Genomic DNA, 17226 nt, shown 5'->3' with positions numbered 1-17226 from the left:
CCCCCCCCCCCCCCCCCCCCCCCCCCCCCCCCCCCCCCCCCCCCCCCCCCCCCCCCCCCCCCCCCCCCCCCCGCGGCTTTGTCCTTGGGATATCGCTTCGCACCGATCCGGCACCATCTCCATTGGACAGGACTGATGAAGCCCGGCATCGGACGGCGATGCGCCTGCTTTTCGCCCTGCTGATCCTCGCCGTCGCCGCGCCCGTCGCCGCCGCTCAGATGACTGGGAGGATCGTCGCGGTGCTCGACGGCGATACCGTCGACGTCCTCCAGCCCGACCGGACGCGGGCGCGGCTGCGGCTCGCCGAGATCGACGCGCCCGAGATGAGCCAGCCTTATGGCGAGGCCGCGAAGCGGCTGCTGGCGTCGCTGCTGTTCGGCCGCGAGATCCTGTTCCAGGCCTCGACCAGGGATCGCAACGGCCGCTGGATCGCGCGGATCATGGTGGGCGCCACCGACGTCAATGCCGAGATGGTGCGGCGCGGCGGGGCATGGCGCTATGTCCAATATTCGCATGACGGCATGTTCGTCTCGTACGAAACCGAGGCGCGCATGGCGAAGGCGGGGCTGTGGGCGCTGCCCCCGGCGCAGCGTGTCCCGCCCTGGGACTGGCGGCACCGCGGCAAGCCTGCTGCGCCGCCGACCGTACGGCGCAGTGCGCCGGCGGTGGTGATCGCCGGCGGCGCGCCGTCGCCGCGGGCCGCCATCGCCTGCTCGCCGCGCCGTTCTTGCCGCCAGATGAGCTGTGCCCAAGCCTATGCCTGGCTGCGCGCCTGTGCCCCGGAAGGCATCGACGGCGATGGCGATGGCAAGCCGTGCGAGGCGCAGTGCCGACGCTGATGGCGAGGCTGCGCCGCACGACGAACCTTCTCCAAAATGGCGGAAACACCCGCTTTGCGCGTTGCGGCGCGCCACGGGTTTGTTAATCCTAGGTTAACGATTCGGGGGCGGCAGGGATGAACAAACTGGCATGGGCGCTCGCGGCGCTGATCGGGCTGGCGAGCGAGGCGCAGGCGGTCCGTTATGTGCAATTCGAGGTGACCGCCGACAGCGCGGAATTTCTCGATCAGTCGGCATCGCCTTATGGGACGCGGGCGATCCGGACCACCACCGCCACGCTCGATTTCGACACGACGCTGTTCAACCCCGGCACCTTTAACCCCTTCGAGCTGGGATCGCTGACCTACAGCCCGACCGGGGTCTCGATCTCGCTCGATCGCGGACCGCTCGACCTGCTCGCCTTCGCGGCGAGCTTCGCGGCGATCGACCTGGGCGGCGGCGCCTTCAGCCTCTCGATCAACGCGCCGACGATTTCGATCACCGACACCTATTTGTCGGGGCATTATTTCGCCAACCATGTCACCGGCTACACCGCGGTTTCCCCGTTGGTGATCCGCGGCTCGGATAGCCCGTTCAGCGCTTATGGCAGCAGCTTCACCCTGAACAGCGTCAACACCCCGACCTTCGTTCCGGTGCCCGGGGTGCCCGAGCCGATGACATGGGCGATGCTGGTGTCCGGCTTCGGCCTGATCGGGATGGCGTTGCGCGGCGCGGGGCCGCAGCCGGCCAGGCAACGGGCGGTCGCCGCCTGACGATAGGGCGCGGCAGTCCCGCTGCCGCTTGGCCTCATTGCAGATTCATCAGTCCGTCGAGCTCGATGGCGATCGCCTTCCAGCGGGCGATGCCGTCGAGATCGCCGGCCAGCGCCAGCGCCCCGATCCGCTCGGCGACGTGGACATGCGCCTGATCGCCGTAGATCCGGCGCACGGCAAAGGCTTCGGCGAGTCGTTCCTCGTCGGTCGTCATCGGTCCTCCGAAATCGCTATGGTCTGGATAGCGGCGCTCAGCCGACCGGCTTCGCACCCGCGGTGCCGCATTTGGCGAATTTGCCTTTGCTGTCCTTGCAGCGGGCGGGCTTGGCCGGCGCCTTGTCGGGGCATTTGGTGAACCGGCCCTTGGCGTCCTTGCACGGCGCGGCGAGCGCCGGCGACAGCGCGGTGGACAGCAGGGTCATCGCGGTGAGCGCGGCGAGGAACGGGCGGACCATGGGGCATCCTTTTTGTGAGATGAGTCGACCAACCCGCAGCAGACGCCGCCGCCGACGCGGCGTCAATCGGCCATGCGACGGGCGGTGGTGATCGGCTCGGATCAGCGCGGTGCGCGGTTGCCGGCGATCAGGGAGACGGCCCGGTGTCCGCGCGATCGGGTCCGACTGCCGATCGCGCACGCGTCCCGCGACCGGCCGCGATCGGCCTATAGCGGTCATGGGGGATAGGAGAAAATATGGACCTGATCACCCTGCTGCTCGACCATAGCCCGGCGTCGGCCGGGCCCGCGCTGCTGATCCTCGCGGCCTGCGCCGGCATCGCCACGATCCTGCGTGCGCTGGCGCCGCTGGTCCGGGCATGGCGGCGCAAGCCATGAGCCGGCATCAGGACGCTTGCCCGCGCGTCGCCGCGCGGGTTAGCGCTGGCGCATGAACATGCTTCGCCGTCTCCCGCTCCTGCTCGCCCTGCTCGCCGCCGGATGCGCCCAGACCCCGCGGCCCGGACCGTCCGGCCCGCCCGCCGAACTTCGCATCGCGAGCTGGAATCTCGAATTTCTCGCCGAGCGGGACGGCACCGGCTGCCGGCCGCGGCAGGCCGCGGACTATGCCGAAATGCGGCGGATCGCGACGGCGCTCGACGCCGACGTGATCGCGTTCGAGGAGGCCGAAAGTGCGGCGGCCGCGGCGCGGGTGTTCGATCCCGCCCTGTACGACATCGTCATCGAGCAGCGCCCCGGCCAGCCGGGTGGCACGTGCGGCGGCGCGAATTCGACCCAGGCTTTTCCGCGCCAGGCGGTCGGCTTCGCGATCCGCAAAGGGCTGGCGTTCGACCGCGCGCCCGACCTGACCGCGCTGCAGCTCGGCAACCCCAATCTTCGCTCGGGGGTCGACATCACCATCCGCCCGGCCGGCGGCCGGCCGCTGCGCCTGCTCGCGGTGCATCTCAAGTCGGGCTGCTTCGCAGGCGCCAGCGCCGGCCCTTGTCCGACCCTGCTGCAGCAGGTTCCGGTCGTCGAAAAATGGATCGATGCCACGGCTATCGGACCGGTGCGGGCGATCGTCCTCGGCGACTGGAATCGCCGGCTCGCTCTGCCCGGCGATGCGGTGTGGGCCGAGCTCGACGACGGTCAGCCGGCCAATGCCGATCTCACGCTGGCCGATGCCGGCACCGAGCCGCACTGCGATCCGCGCTATCATGATTTCATCGACCATATCGTCCTCGACAAGCGGGCGGCGGCCGATCTGCGACGGTTCGAGGAGACCGTCTATCCCGGCAGCGAGCATCCGTCGGACCATTGCCCGGTGTCGGTGACGCTGGCGCGCTAGGCGCCGGCCAGACCGCGCGCGGTCAGGCTTTCGACATGGGCGCGGCAGCCCGGACGGCGCGCCTGTCGGGACCGGCGGCGATTTCGCTGCCTGCGGACACCAAGACGTCCCGTCCGGTCGCCTCGCGCGGGGAGCGCGGCGGGCGACAGGCTTGTTTCGAGGCCGCATGATCATCCCTTCGGCGTCGGTTTCCAGTGATATACGGGTGCGGTTGGATCTCCCCTGTCTAGCCGCGGACCATTTCGCCGGTTCGATCGCGCTGCCCTGGGCGCGTCGCGGGTCGTCCGCGAAACCATCGCTTCCGGCTTATTTCCCCGACCGGCGAACCGGTCTCCTCGCGGCCGCTGCGCTGCAAATAAGCCGGTGCTCCGGTCCTCCGCTGCGCTTCGGCCTGGCGGTTCGCAGCCGCCCCCCGCGCGCCCTTCGGTGGCGCATCGCCCGGGCGGAATGGTCCGCTCGGCGACTTCGAGGAGACGTCAAATGCCCGCCATCGGATATGTCACGAAGACCGCGACCGGCTTCAAGGGCCAGCTCAAGACGATCTCGGTTCGCGCCGAGATCGAGATCATCCCCAACCGCGACAAGGCGACCGAAACCCAGCCCGACTACCGGGTGTTCGCCGGCGGCAGCGAGGTCGGCGCCGCCTGGATCAGGACCGGCGAGCGCTCGGGCAGGGACTATGTGTCGCTGAGCCTCGCCGCGCCCGAATTCGGCCCGCGGACCCTCTACGCCAATCTCGGCCGCGCCGCCGGTCAGGACGATGACGACAGCTTCGCGATCATCTGGAACCCGGTCGAGTGAGCCGATCGCCCCGCGCCGCATGGCGGCGCGGGGCCTTTTCCGGCCCGGCGCGACAGGGATCGAAATCGCGGGGGGCGTTTTTCGAGCCTGCGCACCGGCAGGCCCGCGGAGCACCACCCGGGGATCGGCGCGGCCTCCCGCCGCGTCTCCTACCGGAGGACCGCATGGACGACGAAATCGCGCAGGCGCAGGCTGCGAAACGGGGCTCGCCCTATCTCAACACCGATCAGGCCGCAGCCTATCTCGGCGTGTCGCGGCGCTATCTCCAGAAGCTCAGGACCGCCGGCAAGGGGCCAGTCTGCCGGCGCCATTCGCGCTTCGTCCAATATCATATCGACGATCTCAAAAGCTGGTCGCGCGACCATGCGCAGGGCGGCGGGCGATGAGCGCGCGGCGTTCGGGCGAGCCCGACCTGCCGCTGATCGCATGGGGCGATGCGCTGCGCCGGACGAAGCATGCGCGACGCCGGCTCCGAACCCGCGCGGGGCTGGTCCTCGCCGGCGTCGCGGCGCTGACGCTGACGATCCTGTCGCCGCCGGCGCCGCGGCTGCTGTGGAATGCGAGCGCGAGCCTGCCGGTCGGGCTCTACGGGGTCCGGCCGGGCGCGACGCCGCGGCGCGGCGATCTGGTGGTCGCGCGGCTGCCCGGACGATGGCGCGCGATCGCGGCGGCGCGAGGCTATCTGCCCGCGGGCGTGCCGCTACTCAAGCGGGTCGCGGCGGTTCCGGGCGACGACATCTGCGCGCTCGGAGCCGGCATTTTCCGCGACGGCCGCCTGCTCGTTTCCCGCCGCGCGCGCGATGGGGCCGGCCGGGCGATGCGTTGGTGGCAGGGGTGCCGATCGCTCGGCGACGACGACTATCTGCTGCTGGTCGAGACGGCGCCCGGCTCGTTCGACGGTCGCTATTTCGGCCTCAGCCGGGCCCGCGACATCGTCGGGACGGCCCGCCCGCTGTGGGTCGGGCGATGATCCGGGCTGGCTGGCGGCCGGTCCGTGGCTTGCAGCTCGAGTGGCTGCTGGCCGCGGCGATGACGCCCGTGCCCGCGTACGCCGACATGGTCGCCCGCTGGCAGCCATTCGCCGCCGAGGCATCGCAGCGTTTCGGCATTCCGCAGGACTGGATCCTGCGGGTGATCCGCGCCGAAAGCCGGGGGCTGACGATGCTCGGCGGCCGGCCGATCCGGTCGCGCGTGGGGGCGATTGGGCTGATGCAATTGATGCCCGCGACCTGGCGCGCGATGCGCCAGCGTTTTCGCCTCGGCACCGATCCCGACGACCCGCGCGACAATATCCTGGCCGGGGCGGCCTATCTGCGGCTGATGCATGATCGCTTCGGCTATCCCGGCCTGTTCGGGGCCTATAATGCCGGGCCGGCGCGCTTCGCCGCCTGGCAGGCCGGCCGCGCGCAGCTCCCGCGGGAGACCAGCGCCTATCTGGCCGGAATGGTCGATCGCAACGTCGTGCCGACGGCCGTCGATGCGCCGTCGCGACAGGGGCTTTTCGTCATCCGGCGCGACCCTCGCGATGGGTCGTCGAGCCTGATCGAGGTACCGGTGCGGGACAGGCTGTTCGTCGGTGGGGACGGTGCGCGATGACCGGGAGGTCGGAGGGGCTCGTCTCGATGTCCGCGAGCATGACGGACGCCGGTGCGGCTGTGCAAGGATCGTGGGCCCCTCCAAAATACTGCGTATTTTGGTTCCTCCCACGCCCGCTGCGCGGCGGCTGCGCCGTCCCTGACAGCCACGCCGCCGCCCGTCGTCTCGAGGCCGTTCTCGATCGGAGGACGGACTGTGAGGAGATCGACATGACCATGTTTCAGACCATCGGCGCGGCATCGGATCGCGTGGTTTCGGCGTTGATCGCCGGGCTCGAGATCGAGTTCGGCGAAGGCGCGGGCGCGGCGTTGGCGCCCGGTTTCCTGGCGGCGGAGGCGGTGGATTTCCACTGGGGTGCCCGCGTCGCCGAACGCTGGATCGGGGCTTATCATGGCGTCGACGAGGCGGAATTCGAGCTCGATCGGGTGGCGATCTGGGGCAGGCTGGAGGACGAATGGTTCGTCGCGGTCTGTCTCGTGGATGGCGATGGCCGGGCACACGCGATGATGGGTCGGCGGATCTATGCAGACCGGGCGGCAACCCGGAAAGCGTTCGCGGATGCGCGCTGACCGGCACGGGCTGAGAGGGGAGAAGCGGCGCCGGTCGGGCGCTGCTTCTCCATTTTGTCTGAGGCAGGCAGGCGGGCAGAAGGGCAGAAGAAGGGGAAGGCAAGATAAAGGCACTGTCTCGCGACAGATGCGAAGTGACTGTCTGCACATCCTTTTTTCAGGAGACGGGGTCTCGTCGGCACGAGACGGCTGCGGCGGAAACCCCGCTTTTCCGGGCCTCTGCTCTGCCTCTCATGGGGCCAGGCGATGAGCGACGACGAGTTCACCCCGCGGATCGGCCGGATGCGCGCCGGCGGTGACCGCAAGCCCCGCTCCTATCTCGGGCGGGTCGCGGCGGCTGCGGCGCGGGTCGGCAGCGGATCGGGCAAAGGGCGGCGGCGCTTCGACGGCAGCCGGATCGGGCGCGGGGCGAGCATCGGCCGGCTGCTGTCGAGCCGCGATCGCCATGGCGGCCGGCGCGCGCGCCGGGCGGTGGTCAAGGCCCGCCTGGTCCGGCTCGGCGGGAAGGGGATTGCGGCGGCCACCGCGCATATGCGCTACATCCAGCGGGACGGGGTCACCCGCGAGGGAACGCCGGGCCAGCTCTACTCGGCCGAGCAGGATGTCGCCGACGGCAAGGCGTTCCTGGCGCGGGCAACCGACGACCGCCACCAGTTCCGGTTCATCGTCTCGGCCGAGGATGGCGTCGAATATCCCGACCTCAAGCCGTTCATCCGGCGGCTGATGAGCCAGGCCGAGGCGGATCTCGGGACCAGGCTCGACTGGGTTGCGGTCGACCATTTCAACACCGGCCATCCCCACACCCACATCATGCTGCGCGGGAAGGATGACCGTGGCGAGAATGTGGTGATCGCCCGCGAGTATATCGCCCATGGCCTGCGCGCCCGGGCGACCGAACTGGTCACCCTCGATCTCGGACCCCGCACCGACATCGAGATCGAGGCGCGGCTGCGGCACGATATCGGCGAGGAGCGGCTGACCGCGATCGACCGTACGCTGCTGCGCCACATGGGCGGCGACCGCGTCGTCGCCGCGGTCGATCGCGATCCGTTCGAACAGGCGTTGCGCGCGGGACGGCTGCAGAAGCTCGGGACGATGGGGCTGGCCGAGCCGTTGGGCACCGGACGCTGGCGGCTCGCCGCCGACCTCGAGACCATATTGCGACAGGCCGGCGAGCGCGGCGACATCATCCGGACGATGCAGCGCGAACTGACCGCGCGCAACCTCGACCGGCCCGGCATCGATCGCATCATGTTCGATCCCGATGGCGGCCGGGCCGCGCCCATCACTGGACGGGTGATCGCGCGCGGGTTCGTCGACGAGCTGGCGGATCGCCATTTCCTTCTCGTCGACGGCACCGATGGGCGCGTTCACCATGTCGACATCGGCCGCGGCGAAGCGACCGCGCCGACCCCGGAGGGGGCGATCGTCCGGGTGGTTCCGCGGCCGGTCGGCGTGCGCCAGATCGACCGGACCATCGCGGAGGTCGCTGCGGCCCATGGCGGACGATATTCGGTCGATCTCCATCTTCGCCACGATCCTTCGGCCAGCGAGGCCTTCGCCGATACCCATGTCCGCCGGCTCGAGGCGATGCGGCGGCTTTCGCGATCGGTCGAGCGCGGGGCCGACGGGACATGGGCGATCGCGCCCGACCATCTCGCGCGGGCGGCGGCGTTCGAGGCGCGGCAGGCGCGCGATCGGCCGGTGACGATCGAGATGCTGTCGACGACCCCGCTTGAGCATCTTGCTGTTGAGGATGCGGAAACGTGGATCGACCGGACATTGACGGGGGTGGATGATCGGCCGTTGCGCGATGCCGGATTCGGCCGGGAGGTGCGTGCGGCGCAGGCGTCGCGGCGGCAGTGGCTGATCGAACAGGGACTGGCCGAGCATCGGGACGACGGCGTGCAGTACCCGAGCGATCTGCTCCGGACCCTCCGGCGTCGCGAGCTGCTGCGGGTCGCGGGCCAGTTTTCCGACGAACTGGGCCTGCGCTACGCGGAGCCGGCCGAGGGCGAACGGGTCGAGGGGATATTGCGACGCCGGGTCGATCTGACGAGCGGCCGCTATGCACTGGTCGAGCGCAGCCGCGAATTTTCGCTCGTTCCCTGGCGGCCGTCGCTCGAGCCGCATCTCGGCAAGACCGTCAGCGGGATCCATCGCGCCGATGGCAGCAGCTGGACGATCGGGCGGGGGCGTCCGGCGCCGGAGATTTCATAGCCCCGGTCGCCAGGCAGGACGGGATCGCCTGGCCGACGTCCTATGCCAAGCCGGCATCACTCGGGCCGGATCGGACCGCCGCCCTTGGCCTTGTGACTCGCAAGTTCGGCCCTGAATATCTCGTCGGCTTCGCGTGCGGCCTTGCCGGCAAAGGCTTTGGCCCAGGACGGCACCGATGCGTGGAGCGCGAGCAGATCCGCCAGAAAGGCCTCGAACGCCGCGTCGAGCGCGCCGATCAGTGCGAGCTCATCGGTGGTGATCGTCAGCATGTCGAGATTGTCGGCCACCAGCGCATGCAGCCGGTCCGAGCGCATGCGGGCGATGCCGGGATGGCCGGGCGGTACCGTGCCGCGGTCGCGCTGGCGCAGCTCGGTGGCGAGGCTGAGCGTCATCAGCCCCAGCCGGGCGCTGACATAGTCCCAGAAGTTCGGCGACAGATCGGTCGCCAGCGAGGTCAGGTCCCTCGGGCGGGTCCAGCTCACCAACTGGGTGAGGCCGGCCTGGTCGGCCTGCATCTCGCGCTCGGGCGAGGCCGGGACGCCGCGATGAAACAGCGCGTGGGCGACCTCATGGCCGACCACCCATTCCGAGCTGATCGCCCCGAGCGTGCGCACGGTCGGATCGTCGATCTCGGCGAGTGAGATGACCGCGGCCTCGAACCAGGGGTGCGATGCCCGCATCCGGTCGAGCAGGAAGGAGTCGACCATGGCGGCGCGCGCCTCGGCGACCGGCATGGCCGCAAGCAGCAGGCCTTTGGCGGAAGGATGCCAGTCCGCGGGTGGCACCATGTCGGGGAACAGCCGGCGAACGACGGGGCGGTCCGCGCCATGGGCGAGGAAGGCCTGCCCCATGATCGCGAAGACATTGTCCCATCCGAACGGGAACACGACGAACCGCCAGCCCTCACCGTGCCGGCAATAGGGCTCGGCGTCTTCAAGACGCCAGCGCAGGCCCTGCCGCGCGGCGATGCCGGCCGCGCCACGTCGGGCGGCCTCGTCGTCGGGCCGGACAAGGCCGCCGAGTGCGTTGAGGACGCGCCCCTGATGCAGGGCTTCGGACGCGAAGCGATAGGCGTTGCGATCCAGCGTCCAGCCATAGCCGGCGTCCTCGGCCAGCCAGGGCTGCGCCGCCAGATCGCGGGCGATGTTCGCCAGCACGCTGTCGAAGCTGCCCTCGACCTCGGCTTCGCGCTCGAAATGGGCGATGATGTCAGGTTCGTTGAAAGCTTCCTCGACCGTCCGGGCATAATCGTCCCAGGCGTCGATCAGCGGGTGCGACCCCGAGCGCGGCATCAGGCCTTCTCGATGTGGAGCTGGTTGGTGCCCTCGACGATGATCCGTTCGAGCAGCTGATAGCGGTCGCCACCCGCTTCCTTGACCATATGGAGGGCGATCAATTTGTTCAGGGCGTTGGTCAACTTCGCCGGATTGAACCCGGCATTGCCATAGACCGTTTCGACATCACCGATCGCCGTCTCGAGCTGCGCGCGATCAACCAGGCGAAATCCATGGTCGACGCGCGAATGCCGCCAGGCGAGGTCGAGCGCGGTCGCTTCGTCGATCCCGAACGTCGCGATGAAGGGCTTGGCGCGGCCGGTCAGACCGAGAAGGATCGCCGCGAGTGCCGGAAGGCCCACCCACCCGGTCAGGGTGCCCGCGGCGATGAGGCCCGCGATCGCCGTCGTCGCGCCGATACCGGCGCCGGCCAAGCCTAGGGCTCCGAGGCGGTCACGTGCCGCATTACCGAGTTTGATGCTGTAGAAGCGCTGTTCGGTGAAGTTGCAGAAGCCGAGACCGATACGCACGAGATCGGGATCGTCCTCAGACTCCGCGCTGTCGCCATCTATCGCGACGACATCGGCAAGCGCGACCCGCAGCCGTTCGAGTGCGGTTTCGTCGAGCAAATCAGGCGCCATGCCCGCGAAATCGACGAGCCTGAGCGTCAGATCGTGATGGTTCATGATCAACCCCCTGTTCCCGAAGCAGGTAAGGGGGCGAGCGGTCGATGTTAAGGGCCGTGCCGGCGGGGTCCCGATCGTCTCGGGGGCGATCGGTCCATCGTGCGCGGTCCAAGATGCGCCAATGGGCCGCTCGACGCCCCCGAGCGTCCCTCCCGCCATTCCGGTTTAAGTGGATTTTCAGGGACTTGAGGCCCGCCCGATTCCGAGCGCGGGCGGAGAGCCCGCATGACTCCGACCAAGCTGCTGATCGGCCAGATTCTGATCGTCTTCGCCATCGTGCTGTTGGGTATATGGCTCGGCACCCAATGGGCAGCCGCCAGGCTGGCCTATCAGTCACAGCTCGGTATGCCCTGGTTCCGCATCGGCGGCACGCCGATCTACCACCCGTGGGCGCTGTTCGCCTGGTGGTATCATTTCGATGCCTATGCCCCGCATGTCTTCGATCGCGCCGGCGCGATCGCCGGGGCCAGCGGCTTCGCCGGGTGCGGCGCCGCGATCGCCGGATCGCTGTGGCGGGCGCGGCAGGCACGTCGTGTCACGACCTATGGGTCGGCACGCTGGGCGTCGGTCGACGAGGTGCGCCGCGCAGGGCTGTTCGGCGACGCCGGGGTTTTCCTCGGCCGGTTGGCGGCGCGCTATCTGCGGCATGACGGTCCCGAGCATGTCATGGCGTTCGCGCCGACGCGATCGGGCAAGGGCGTCGGCCTCGTCGTGCCGACGCTGCTCGGTTGGACCGGGTCCGCCGTCATCCACGACATCAAGGGCGAGAATTGGGAACTGACCGCGGGTTGGCGCGCACGCTCCTCGCACTGCCTGTTGTTCAATCCGACCGACATCCGTTCGGCGCGCTACAATCCGTTGCTCGAGGTCCGGCAGGGGGCGAACGAGGTCCGCGATGTCCAGAACATCGCCGACATCCTCGTCGACCCCGAGGGTGCGCTCGAGCGCCGCTCGCACTGGGAAAAGACCGCCCATTCGCTGCTGGTCGGCGCGATCCTCCACATCCTCTATGCCGAGGAAGAGAAGACGCTGGCGCGGGTCGCGACCTTCCTCAGCGATCCCCAGCGCAGCTTCGTCGCGACGCTGCGGCGGATGATGGCGACCAACCATCTCGGCGCCGCCGATCGCCCGCAGGTTCATCCGGTGGTCGCGTCGGCGGCGCGCGAGCTGCTCAACAAGAGCGAGAATGAACGCTCGGGGGTGCTGTCGACGGCGATGTCGTTCCTCGGCCTGTACCGCGATCCGACAGTCGCCGCGGTGACGTCGCGCTGCGACTGGAGGATCGCCGACCTCGTCGAAGCCGCGGCGCCGGTCTCGCTCTATCTGGTGGTGCCGCCGTCGGACATTTCGCGGACCAAGCCCTTGGTTCGCCTGATCCTCAACCAGATCGGCCGCCGCCTTACCGAGCGGCTGCATGGCGCTGGCGAAGGTCGGCGCCATCAGCTGCTGATGATGCTCGACGAATTTCCCGCGCTCGGCCGGCTGGAATTTTTCGAGACCTCGCTCGCTTTCATGGCCGGCTATGGGGTGCGCGCGGTCCTGATCGCCCAGAGCCTCAACCAGATCGTCAAGGCCTATGGCGAGAACAACGCGATCCTCGACAATTGCCACGTCCGGATCGCGTTCGCGGCCAACGACGAACGCACGGCCAAACGGGTGTCGGACGCACTCGGCACCGCGACCGAACAACGTTCGATGCGCAACTATGCCGGGCACCGGCTCGCGCCCTGGCTTGCCCATGTCATGGTCAGCCGACAGGAGACTGCCCGGGCGCTGCTGACCCCGGGCGAGGTGATGCAGCTGCCACCGACCGACGAGCTCGTGCTCGTGTCGGGGCTGTCGCCGATCAGGGCGCAGAAGATCCGCCATTATGAGGATCGCAACTTCACCCGCCGCCTGCTGCCGCCTCCCGCTCTGGCGCAGGGTCGCTATGCCGACCGGCCGAGCGCGCGGCCGGACGACTGGGCTGGGCGATCCGCGACGCCCGATGCGCGGCTGACGCCGGGCAACGATGTTTCCGGCGAGGAGAGCAGCGGTGGCCTTCAGCAGGAGCGCCATCCCGGGCTAGCCGAAGATGCAATGCCGGCACCGCCGGAGCCGGTCAGCGCCGATCCGCTCGGGCTCAACGAGGATGAAGGCGATGTCGCCGCCGATAGCCGTGCGATGGACCAGGCGCGGTCGCTCGGCAGCGTGACCGCGGCCCACGCCGTCAACGAAGCCGATCGCGGCGACGATCTGCTGCCGAGCTTTTGACGATGCGCGCGCCCCGTATCCGCCATCAGCTGTTCCTGTCCGAGGCGCTCAGCGAGCGGCTGGAAACGCTCGCCGCGCGGCCGGGCGCGTCGAAATCGGCGATCCTCGCCGACGCGCTCGAGGCCTGGCTCAACCGTCGCGGCACCGGCGAGCTCGAGGAACGCTTCGGGTTGCGGCTCGACCGGATGTCGGGCGCGCTCGGCCGGCTCGAGCGCGACAGCTGGGTGCTGCTCGAATCGCTGGCGCTGTTCGTCCGCTACGAGCTGGCGGTCACCGCCCCGCTCGCGGAGAATGACGGTGCCGGTAGGGCGATCGCGCGCGAGCGCTTCAACGCGTTCGTCGAGCAGGTCGCCCGCCAGGTCGGCGCCGGACGGCGCAGCTTCGGCGGACCCCGCTCGGGAGAGGGCGCATGACCGGCACGCTCGCCGCCGATCGCCGCCGGGCGATGATCCGCACCGCGATGGGCGACGAGATCGCGCTCGCGCTCGCGAACCCGTGCGTCGCCGAGATCATGGTCAACCCCGACGGCGTGCTCCGGCTCGACATATTGGGCGAGGGCCGGGTCGATACCGGCGTGCGCCTGCCCGCCGATCAAGTCGAGCGGATCATCCGCCTGGTGGCGAGCCACGCCCGGGTCGAGGTCCACGGCGCCGCCCCGATCATCTCCGCCGAGCTGCCGCCCCATGCCGCGGGTCTGGCCGGCGAGCGCTTCGAGGGGGTCTTGCCGCCGGTTTCGACGGGGCCGTGCTTCTCGATCCGCAAGCCCGCCGACCGGCTCTACACGCTGGCCGACTATGTCGCGCAGGGGCTGATGACCGAGAGCGCGGCCGACCGGCTGCGGATCGCGGTCGCCAGCCGCGACAATATCCTGATCGCCGGCGGCACCAGCTCGGGCAAGACCACGCTCGCCAACGCCCTGCTCGCCGAGATGGCGGGGCGCGACGAGCGGGTGATCCTGATCGAGGACACGCGCGAGCTGCAGAGTCCGGCGGCCGATACCGTCGCGCTCAGGACCCGCCCTGGCCAGGTCGGCATGGCCGATCTGGTGCGCTCGACCCTGCGGCTGCGCCCCGACCGGATCGTCGTCGGCGAGGTGCGGGGCCGCGAGGCGCTCGACATGCTCAAGGCGTGGAACACGGGCCATCCCGGCGGCATCGCCACCCTCCACGCCAATAGTGCGGAAGCCGCGCTGTATCGGCTCGAGAGTCTCGTCCAGGAGGCTGTGGTGAGCGTGCCCCGCCGGCTGATCGCTGATGCCATCGACCTCATCGTCTTCATTTCCGGCCGCGGTCTCGAGCGCCGGATCACCAGCATCGCCCGCGTCGTCGGTGTCGATCCCGACGGTGGCTACGGCCTCGTCGAGCTTCTCAATCCTGCATCCCCCGAAGGAGATTGATCATGTCGCATCCCGTCATCGCCGCCCGCCTGAGCCCGAATCGCTGGGCGGTCTCGCTGGTCGCCTTCGCGGCGGCCGCCCTCCTGTCGTCGGCCTCCCACGCCGCCGGCACCGGCATGCCCTGGGAACAGCCGCTCGAGCAGGTGCTCGAATCGGTGCAGGGGCCGGTCGCGAAGATCGTCGCGGTGATGATCATCATCACCACCGGCCTGACGCTCGCCTTCGGCGAGACCGCCGGTGGCTTCCGCAAACTGATCCAGATCGTGTTCGGCCTGTCGATCGCCTTTGCCGCCTCGTCCTTCTTCCTCAGCTTCTTCTCGTTCGGCGGCGGGGCGCTGATCGCATGACATCGGCAGCGCATATCGACGGCTATGAGGTGCCGATCCATGCCAGCCTCGGCGCGCCGATCATGCTCGGCGGCGCGCCGCGCGGGCTCGCGATCGTCATCGGTACCGTCGCGGCGGCGGTCGGGCTCGGCCTCCGGCAATGGCTGGTCGGCCTGGCGCTCTGGGCGGCGGGGCACAGCCTCGCCGTCTTCGCGGCGCGCCGAGATCCCGATGTCCTGCCGGTGCTGCTCCGGCACCTGCGCCAGCGGGGCTATCTCGCATGCTGAACCTGCGCGAATATCGGCCATCGGCCGACCGGCTCGCCGACCATCTGCCCTGGGCGGCACTGGTCGCGCCCGGGGTGGTCCTCAACAAGGATGGCAGCTTCCAGCGCACCCTCGCGTTTCGCGGTCCCGATCTCGAGAGCGCCACCGACGCCGAACTGGTGTCGGCCTGCGCGCGCGCCAACAATATCCTCAAGCGGTTCGGCTCGGGCTGGGCGTTGTTCGTCGAGGCCGAGCGTCGCGAGGCGCTCGCCTATCCGGCCGCCACCTTCCCGGATCCGGTGTCGTGGCTGGTCGACGAGGAGCGCCGTCATGGCTTCGAGGCCGAGGGCCGCCACCATGAGAGCCGCTTCCATCTCACTCTGCTCTGGCTGCCGCCCGCCGATCGCAGCGACGCCGCCGGCCGGTCGCTGGTCGAGCGGGCCGACGCGGTGCGGGGCCGCGACTGGCGCGGGGCGCTTGCCGGCTTCATCGCCCAGACCGATCGCGTGCTCGACCTTCTCGCCGGGTTCATGCCCGAGATCCGCGCACTCGACGATGCCGAGACCCTTGCCTATCTGCACGGCACCATTTCGGGTCGGCGCCACCCGGTCGCGGTGCCCGAGACCCCGATCTATCTCGACGCGCTGTTGGTCGACACGCCGCTCGTTGCCGGGCTCGAGCCGAGGCTCGGCGAGCTTCATCTGCGCACGCTAACGATCCTCGGCTTCCCCAATATGAGCCGCCCGGCGATTCTCGACGCGCTCAACCACCAGGATTTCGGCTATCGCTGGGTGACCCGCTTCATCGCGCTCGACAAGACCGACGCGACCCGGGTGCTCGGCAAGCTGCGCCGGCAATGGTTCAACAAGCGCAAGTCGATCGCCGCGCTGCTGCGCGAGGTGCTCTACAACCAGCCGGCCCAGCTGCTCGACAGCGATGCCGACAACAAGATGGTCGATGCCGATCTCGCGCTGCAGGCGCTCGGCGGCGACCATGTCGCCTTCGGCTATCTGACGACGACGATCACGCTGGCCGACCGCGATCGCGCCAGAGTCGGCGAGAAGGTGCGGGCGGTCGAGCGCATCGTCAACGGACTGGGCTTCACCTGCCAGCGCGAGGGCATCAACGCGGTCGAGGCCTGGCTGTCGTCGCTGCCGGGCCAGGTCTATGCCAATGTCCGCCAGCCGCTGGTCCACACCCTCAACCTCGCCCATCTGATGCCGCTGTCGTCGGTCTGGGCCGGGCCCGCCGCCAACCGTCATCTCGGTGGGCCGCCGCTGCTTTACGCCCGGACCGCGGGCTCGACCCCGTTCCGGCTGTCGAGCCATGTCGGCGACGTCGGGCATATGCTGGTGGTCGGCCCGACCGGGGCCGGCAAGTCGGTGCTGCTGGCACTGATCGCGCTGCAATTCCGGCGCTATCCGGACGCGCAGCTGTTCCTGTTCGACAAGGGCTGGTCGGCGCGTGCGGCGGTGCTGGCGATGGGCGGCGTCCACCATGCGCTCGGTCTCGGTACCGACGGGTCCGGCGGCCTCGCCTTCCAGCCGCTGCGCGGGATCGACGATCCCGCCGAGCGCAGCTGGGCGGCCGAATGGATCGCCGCGCTGCTCGCGCAGGAGAAGGTCGGGATCACCCCCGAGGTGAAGGAGGCGCTGTGGTCGGCGCTCGCCAGCCTTGCCTCGGCGCCGCCGGGAGAGCGGACCATGACCGGGCTCGCGCTGCTGCTGCAGTCGAACGCGCTGCGGAACGCGCTGACCGCCTATACGCTCGACGGCCCCTATGGCCGGCTGCTCGATGCCGCCGAGCCTGACCTCGCCCTGGCCGATATCCAATGTTTCGAGACCGAGGGGCTGATGGGGCAGGCGGGTGTGGTCGCGCCGGTGCTCACCTACCTGTTCCACCGGCTCGAGGCGCGGTTCGACGGCCGGCCGACCCTGCTGGTGCTCGACGAGGCCTGGATCTTCCTCGACCATCCGCTGTTCGCCGCGCGCATTCGCGAATGGCTCAAGACGCTGCGCAAGCGCAATGTCGCGGTGCTGTTCGCCACCCAGAGCCTCGCGGACATCGCCGGCAGCAGCATCGCCCCGGCCATCATCGAGAGCTGTCCGCAACGTATCCTGCTGCCCAATGACCGCGCGATCGAGCCGCAGGCGCGCGACGCCTATGCCCGGTTCGGGCTCAATGACCGGCAGATCGAGCTGATCGCCCGGGCGACCCCCAAGCGCGATTACTATCTCCAGTCGGCGCGCGGCAATCGGCTGTTCGAGCTCGGGCTCGGTCCGATCGCGCTCGCCCTGTGCGGTGCCTCCGATCCCGCCAGCCAGGTCCGGATCGATGCGCTGCTCGCGGAGCACGGCGCCGAGGACTTTGCCGCGCGCTTCCTCGCCGATTCCGGGCTCGATTGGGCCGCGGCGCTGCTCGCCGGCTTCGCTTCGCCGTCCATTTCCGACCCCCAAGGAGAATAGCC

Annotated in this window: 20 protein-coding genes; 16 read left to right on the top strand and 4 right to left on the bottom strand. The window is 69.7% G+C overall.

Going from position 1 to position 17226, the window contains the following annotated elements; translation table 11 throughout:
• The first annotated feature begins 158 nt into the window (after nucleotides 1–158).
• Together AC1RM6_RS28430 and AC1RM6_RS28425 are read left to right on the top strand one after the other, a co-directional pair.
• Nucleotides 159–839, top strand: a complete 681-nt coding sequence (locus tag AC1RM6_RS28430; protein ID WP_493107657.1) for a thermonuclease family protein — start codon at nucleotides 159–161, stop codon at nucleotides 837–839.
• A gap of 116 nt (nucleotides 840–955) precedes the next feature.
• Nucleotides 956–1591 carry a PEPxxWA-CTERM sorting domain-containing protein gene (locus tag AC1RM6_RS28425; protein WP_493107655.1) on the top strand — a complete coding sequence of 212 codons (636 nt, stop codon included), beginning with the start codon at nucleotides 956–958 and terminating at the stop codon, nucleotides 1589–1591.
• 34 nt (nucleotides 1592–1625) lie between these two features.
• Here the strand turns inward: AC1RM6_RS28425 and AC1RM6_RS28420 are convergent, their stop codons facing one another.
• On the bottom strand, nucleotides 1626–1805 hold the full coding sequence (locus tag AC1RM6_RS28420; protein WP_493107653.1) for a DUF6961 family protein: 180 nt from the start codon (nucleotides 1803–1805) through the stop codon (nucleotides 1626–1628).
• A 37-nt stretch (nucleotides 1806–1842) separates the two neighbouring features.
• On the bottom strand, nucleotides 1843–2046 hold the full coding sequence (locus AC1RM6_RS28415) for a hypothetical protein (RefSeq protein WP_493107651.1): 204 nt from the start codon (nucleotides 2044–2046) through the stop codon (nucleotides 1843–1845).
• Between the two features lie 236 nt (nucleotides 2047–2282).
• Here AC1RM6_RS28415 and AC1RM6_RS28410 point away from each other — a divergent pair, with 236 nt between their 5' ends.
• The 8 genes from AC1RM6_RS28410 to rlxS all read left to right on the top strand — a co-directional run bounded on the left by AC1RM6_RS28410 (nucleotide 2283) and on the right by rlxS (nucleotide 8558).
• On the top strand, nucleotides 2283–2423 hold the full coding sequence (locus AC1RM6_RS28410; protein ID WP_493107649.1) for a hypothetical protein: 141 nt from the start codon (nucleotides 2283–2285) through the stop codon (nucleotides 2421–2423).
• A gap of 58 nt (nucleotides 2424–2481) precedes the next feature.
• A complete protein-coding gene (locus tag AC1RM6_RS28405) occupies nucleotides 2482–3372 on the top strand; it encodes an endonuclease/exonuclease/phosphatase family protein (protein WP_493107647.1) in 891 nt (296 codons plus the stop codon).
• A gap of 480 nt (nucleotides 3373–3852) precedes the next feature.
• Nucleotides 3853–4173: a DUF736 domain-containing protein gene (locus tag AC1RM6_RS28400; RefSeq protein WP_493107645.1), complete on the top strand. Its 321-nt coding sequence runs from the start codon at nucleotides 3853–3855 to the stop codon at nucleotides 4171–4173.
• A 164-nt stretch (nucleotides 4174–4337) separates the two neighbouring features.
• Nucleotides 4338–4559, top strand: a complete 222-nt coding sequence (locus AC1RM6_RS28395) for a helix-turn-helix domain-containing protein (RefSeq protein ID WP_493107643.1) — start codon at nucleotides 4338–4340, stop codon at nucleotides 4557–4559.
• A complete protein-coding gene (locus AC1RM6_RS28390) occupies nucleotides 4556–5143 on the top strand; it encodes a S26 family signal peptidase (protein WP_493107641.1) in 588 nt (195 codons plus the stop codon). Before AC1RM6_RS28395 ends, AC1RM6_RS28390 begins: the two co-directional genes overlap by 4 nt.
• Nucleotides 5140–5769 carry a lytic transglycosylase domain-containing protein gene (locus AC1RM6_RS28385; RefSeq protein WP_493107639.1) on the top strand — a complete coding sequence of 210 codons (630 nt, stop codon included), beginning with the start codon at nucleotides 5140–5142 and terminating at the stop codon, nucleotides 5767–5769. The genes AC1RM6_RS28390 and AC1RM6_RS28385 overlap by 4 nt, the downstream gene beginning before the upstream one ends.
• A gap of 26 nt (nucleotides 5770–5795) precedes the next feature.
• Nucleotides 5796–6338, top strand: a complete 543-nt coding sequence (locus tag AC1RM6_RS28380; protein WP_493107638.1) for a hypothetical protein — start codon at nucleotides 5796–5798, stop codon at nucleotides 6336–6338.
• 246 nt (nucleotides 6339–6584) lie between these two features.
• Complete coding sequence (rlxS, locus tag AC1RM6_RS28375) at nucleotides 6585–8558, top strand: relaxase/mobilization nuclease RlxS (protein ID WP_493107636.1); 1974 nt, start codon at nucleotides 6585–6587, stop codon at nucleotides 8556–8558.
• Between the two features lie 56 nt (nucleotides 8559–8614).
• Here the strand turns inward: rlxS and AC1RM6_RS28370 are convergent, their stop codons facing one another.
• Both AC1RM6_RS28370 and AC1RM6_RS28365 read right to left on the bottom strand, forming a co-directional pair.
• A complete protein-coding gene (locus AC1RM6_RS28370) occupies nucleotides 8615–9850 on the bottom strand; it encodes a hypothetical protein (RefSeq protein WP_493107634.1) in 1236 nt (411 codons plus the stop codon).
• Entirely contained in the window at nucleotides 9850–10518 is a 669-nt protein-coding gene (locus AC1RM6_RS28365; RefSeq protein ID WP_493107632.1) for a hypothetical protein, read from the bottom strand. Before AC1RM6_RS28365 ends, AC1RM6_RS28370 begins: the two co-directional genes overlap by 1 nt.
• A gap of 225 nt (nucleotides 10519–10743) precedes the next feature.
• On the opposite strand from AC1RM6_RS28365, the gene AC1RM6_RS28360 reads away from it, so the two are divergent.
• The 6 genes from AC1RM6_RS28360 to trbE are packed head-to-tail and all read left to right on the top strand — an operon-like array spanning nucleotide 10744 to nucleotide 17224.
• Entirely contained in the window at nucleotides 10744–12771 is a 2028-nt protein-coding gene (locus AC1RM6_RS28360) for a conjugal transfer protein TraG (RefSeq protein ID WP_493107630.1), read from the top strand.
• Nucleotides 12772–12773: 2 nt separating this feature from the next.
• Nucleotides 12774–13184, top strand: coding sequence for a CopG family transcriptional regulator (locus tag AC1RM6_RS28355; RefSeq protein WP_493107628.1), 411 nt, complete (start codon nucleotides 12774–12776; stop codon nucleotides 13182–13184).
• Nucleotides 13181–14167 (top strand): P-type conjugative transfer ATPase TrbB, encoded by a 987-nt coding sequence (gene trbB, locus AC1RM6_RS28350; protein WP_493107626.1) that lies wholly within the window; start codon nucleotides 13181–13183, stop codon nucleotides 14165–14167. The genes AC1RM6_RS28355 and trbB overlap by 4 nt, the downstream gene beginning before the upstream one ends.
• A 2-nt stretch (nucleotides 14168–14169) precedes the next feature.
• On the top strand, nucleotides 14170–14514 hold the full coding sequence (locus AC1RM6_RS28345) for a TrbC/VirB2 family type IV secretion system protein (protein WP_493107624.1): 345 nt from the start codon (nucleotides 14170–14172) through the stop codon (nucleotides 14512–14514).
• Entirely contained in the window at nucleotides 14511–14780 is a 270-nt protein-coding gene (locus AC1RM6_RS28340) for a VirB3 family type IV secretion system protein (RefSeq protein WP_493107622.1), read from the top strand. Before AC1RM6_RS28345 ends, AC1RM6_RS28340 begins: the two co-directional genes overlap by 4 nt.
• Nucleotides 14774–17224 carry a conjugal transfer protein TrbE gene (gene trbE / locus AC1RM6_RS28335; protein ID WP_493107620.1) on the top strand — a complete coding sequence of 817 codons (2451 nt, stop codon included), beginning with the start codon at nucleotides 14774–14776 and terminating at the stop codon, nucleotides 17222–17224. The genes AC1RM6_RS28340 and trbE overlap by 7 nt, the downstream gene beginning before the upstream one ends.
• The last annotated feature ends 2 nt before the right edge of the window (nucleotides 17225–17226 follow it).

It is taken from the genome of Rhizorhabdus sp. GW822-FHT03C02 (assembly GCF_058801765.1).
Note: the sequence above shows the minus strand (reverse complement) of the source record. Positions and strands in the feature narration are given on the sequence as shown.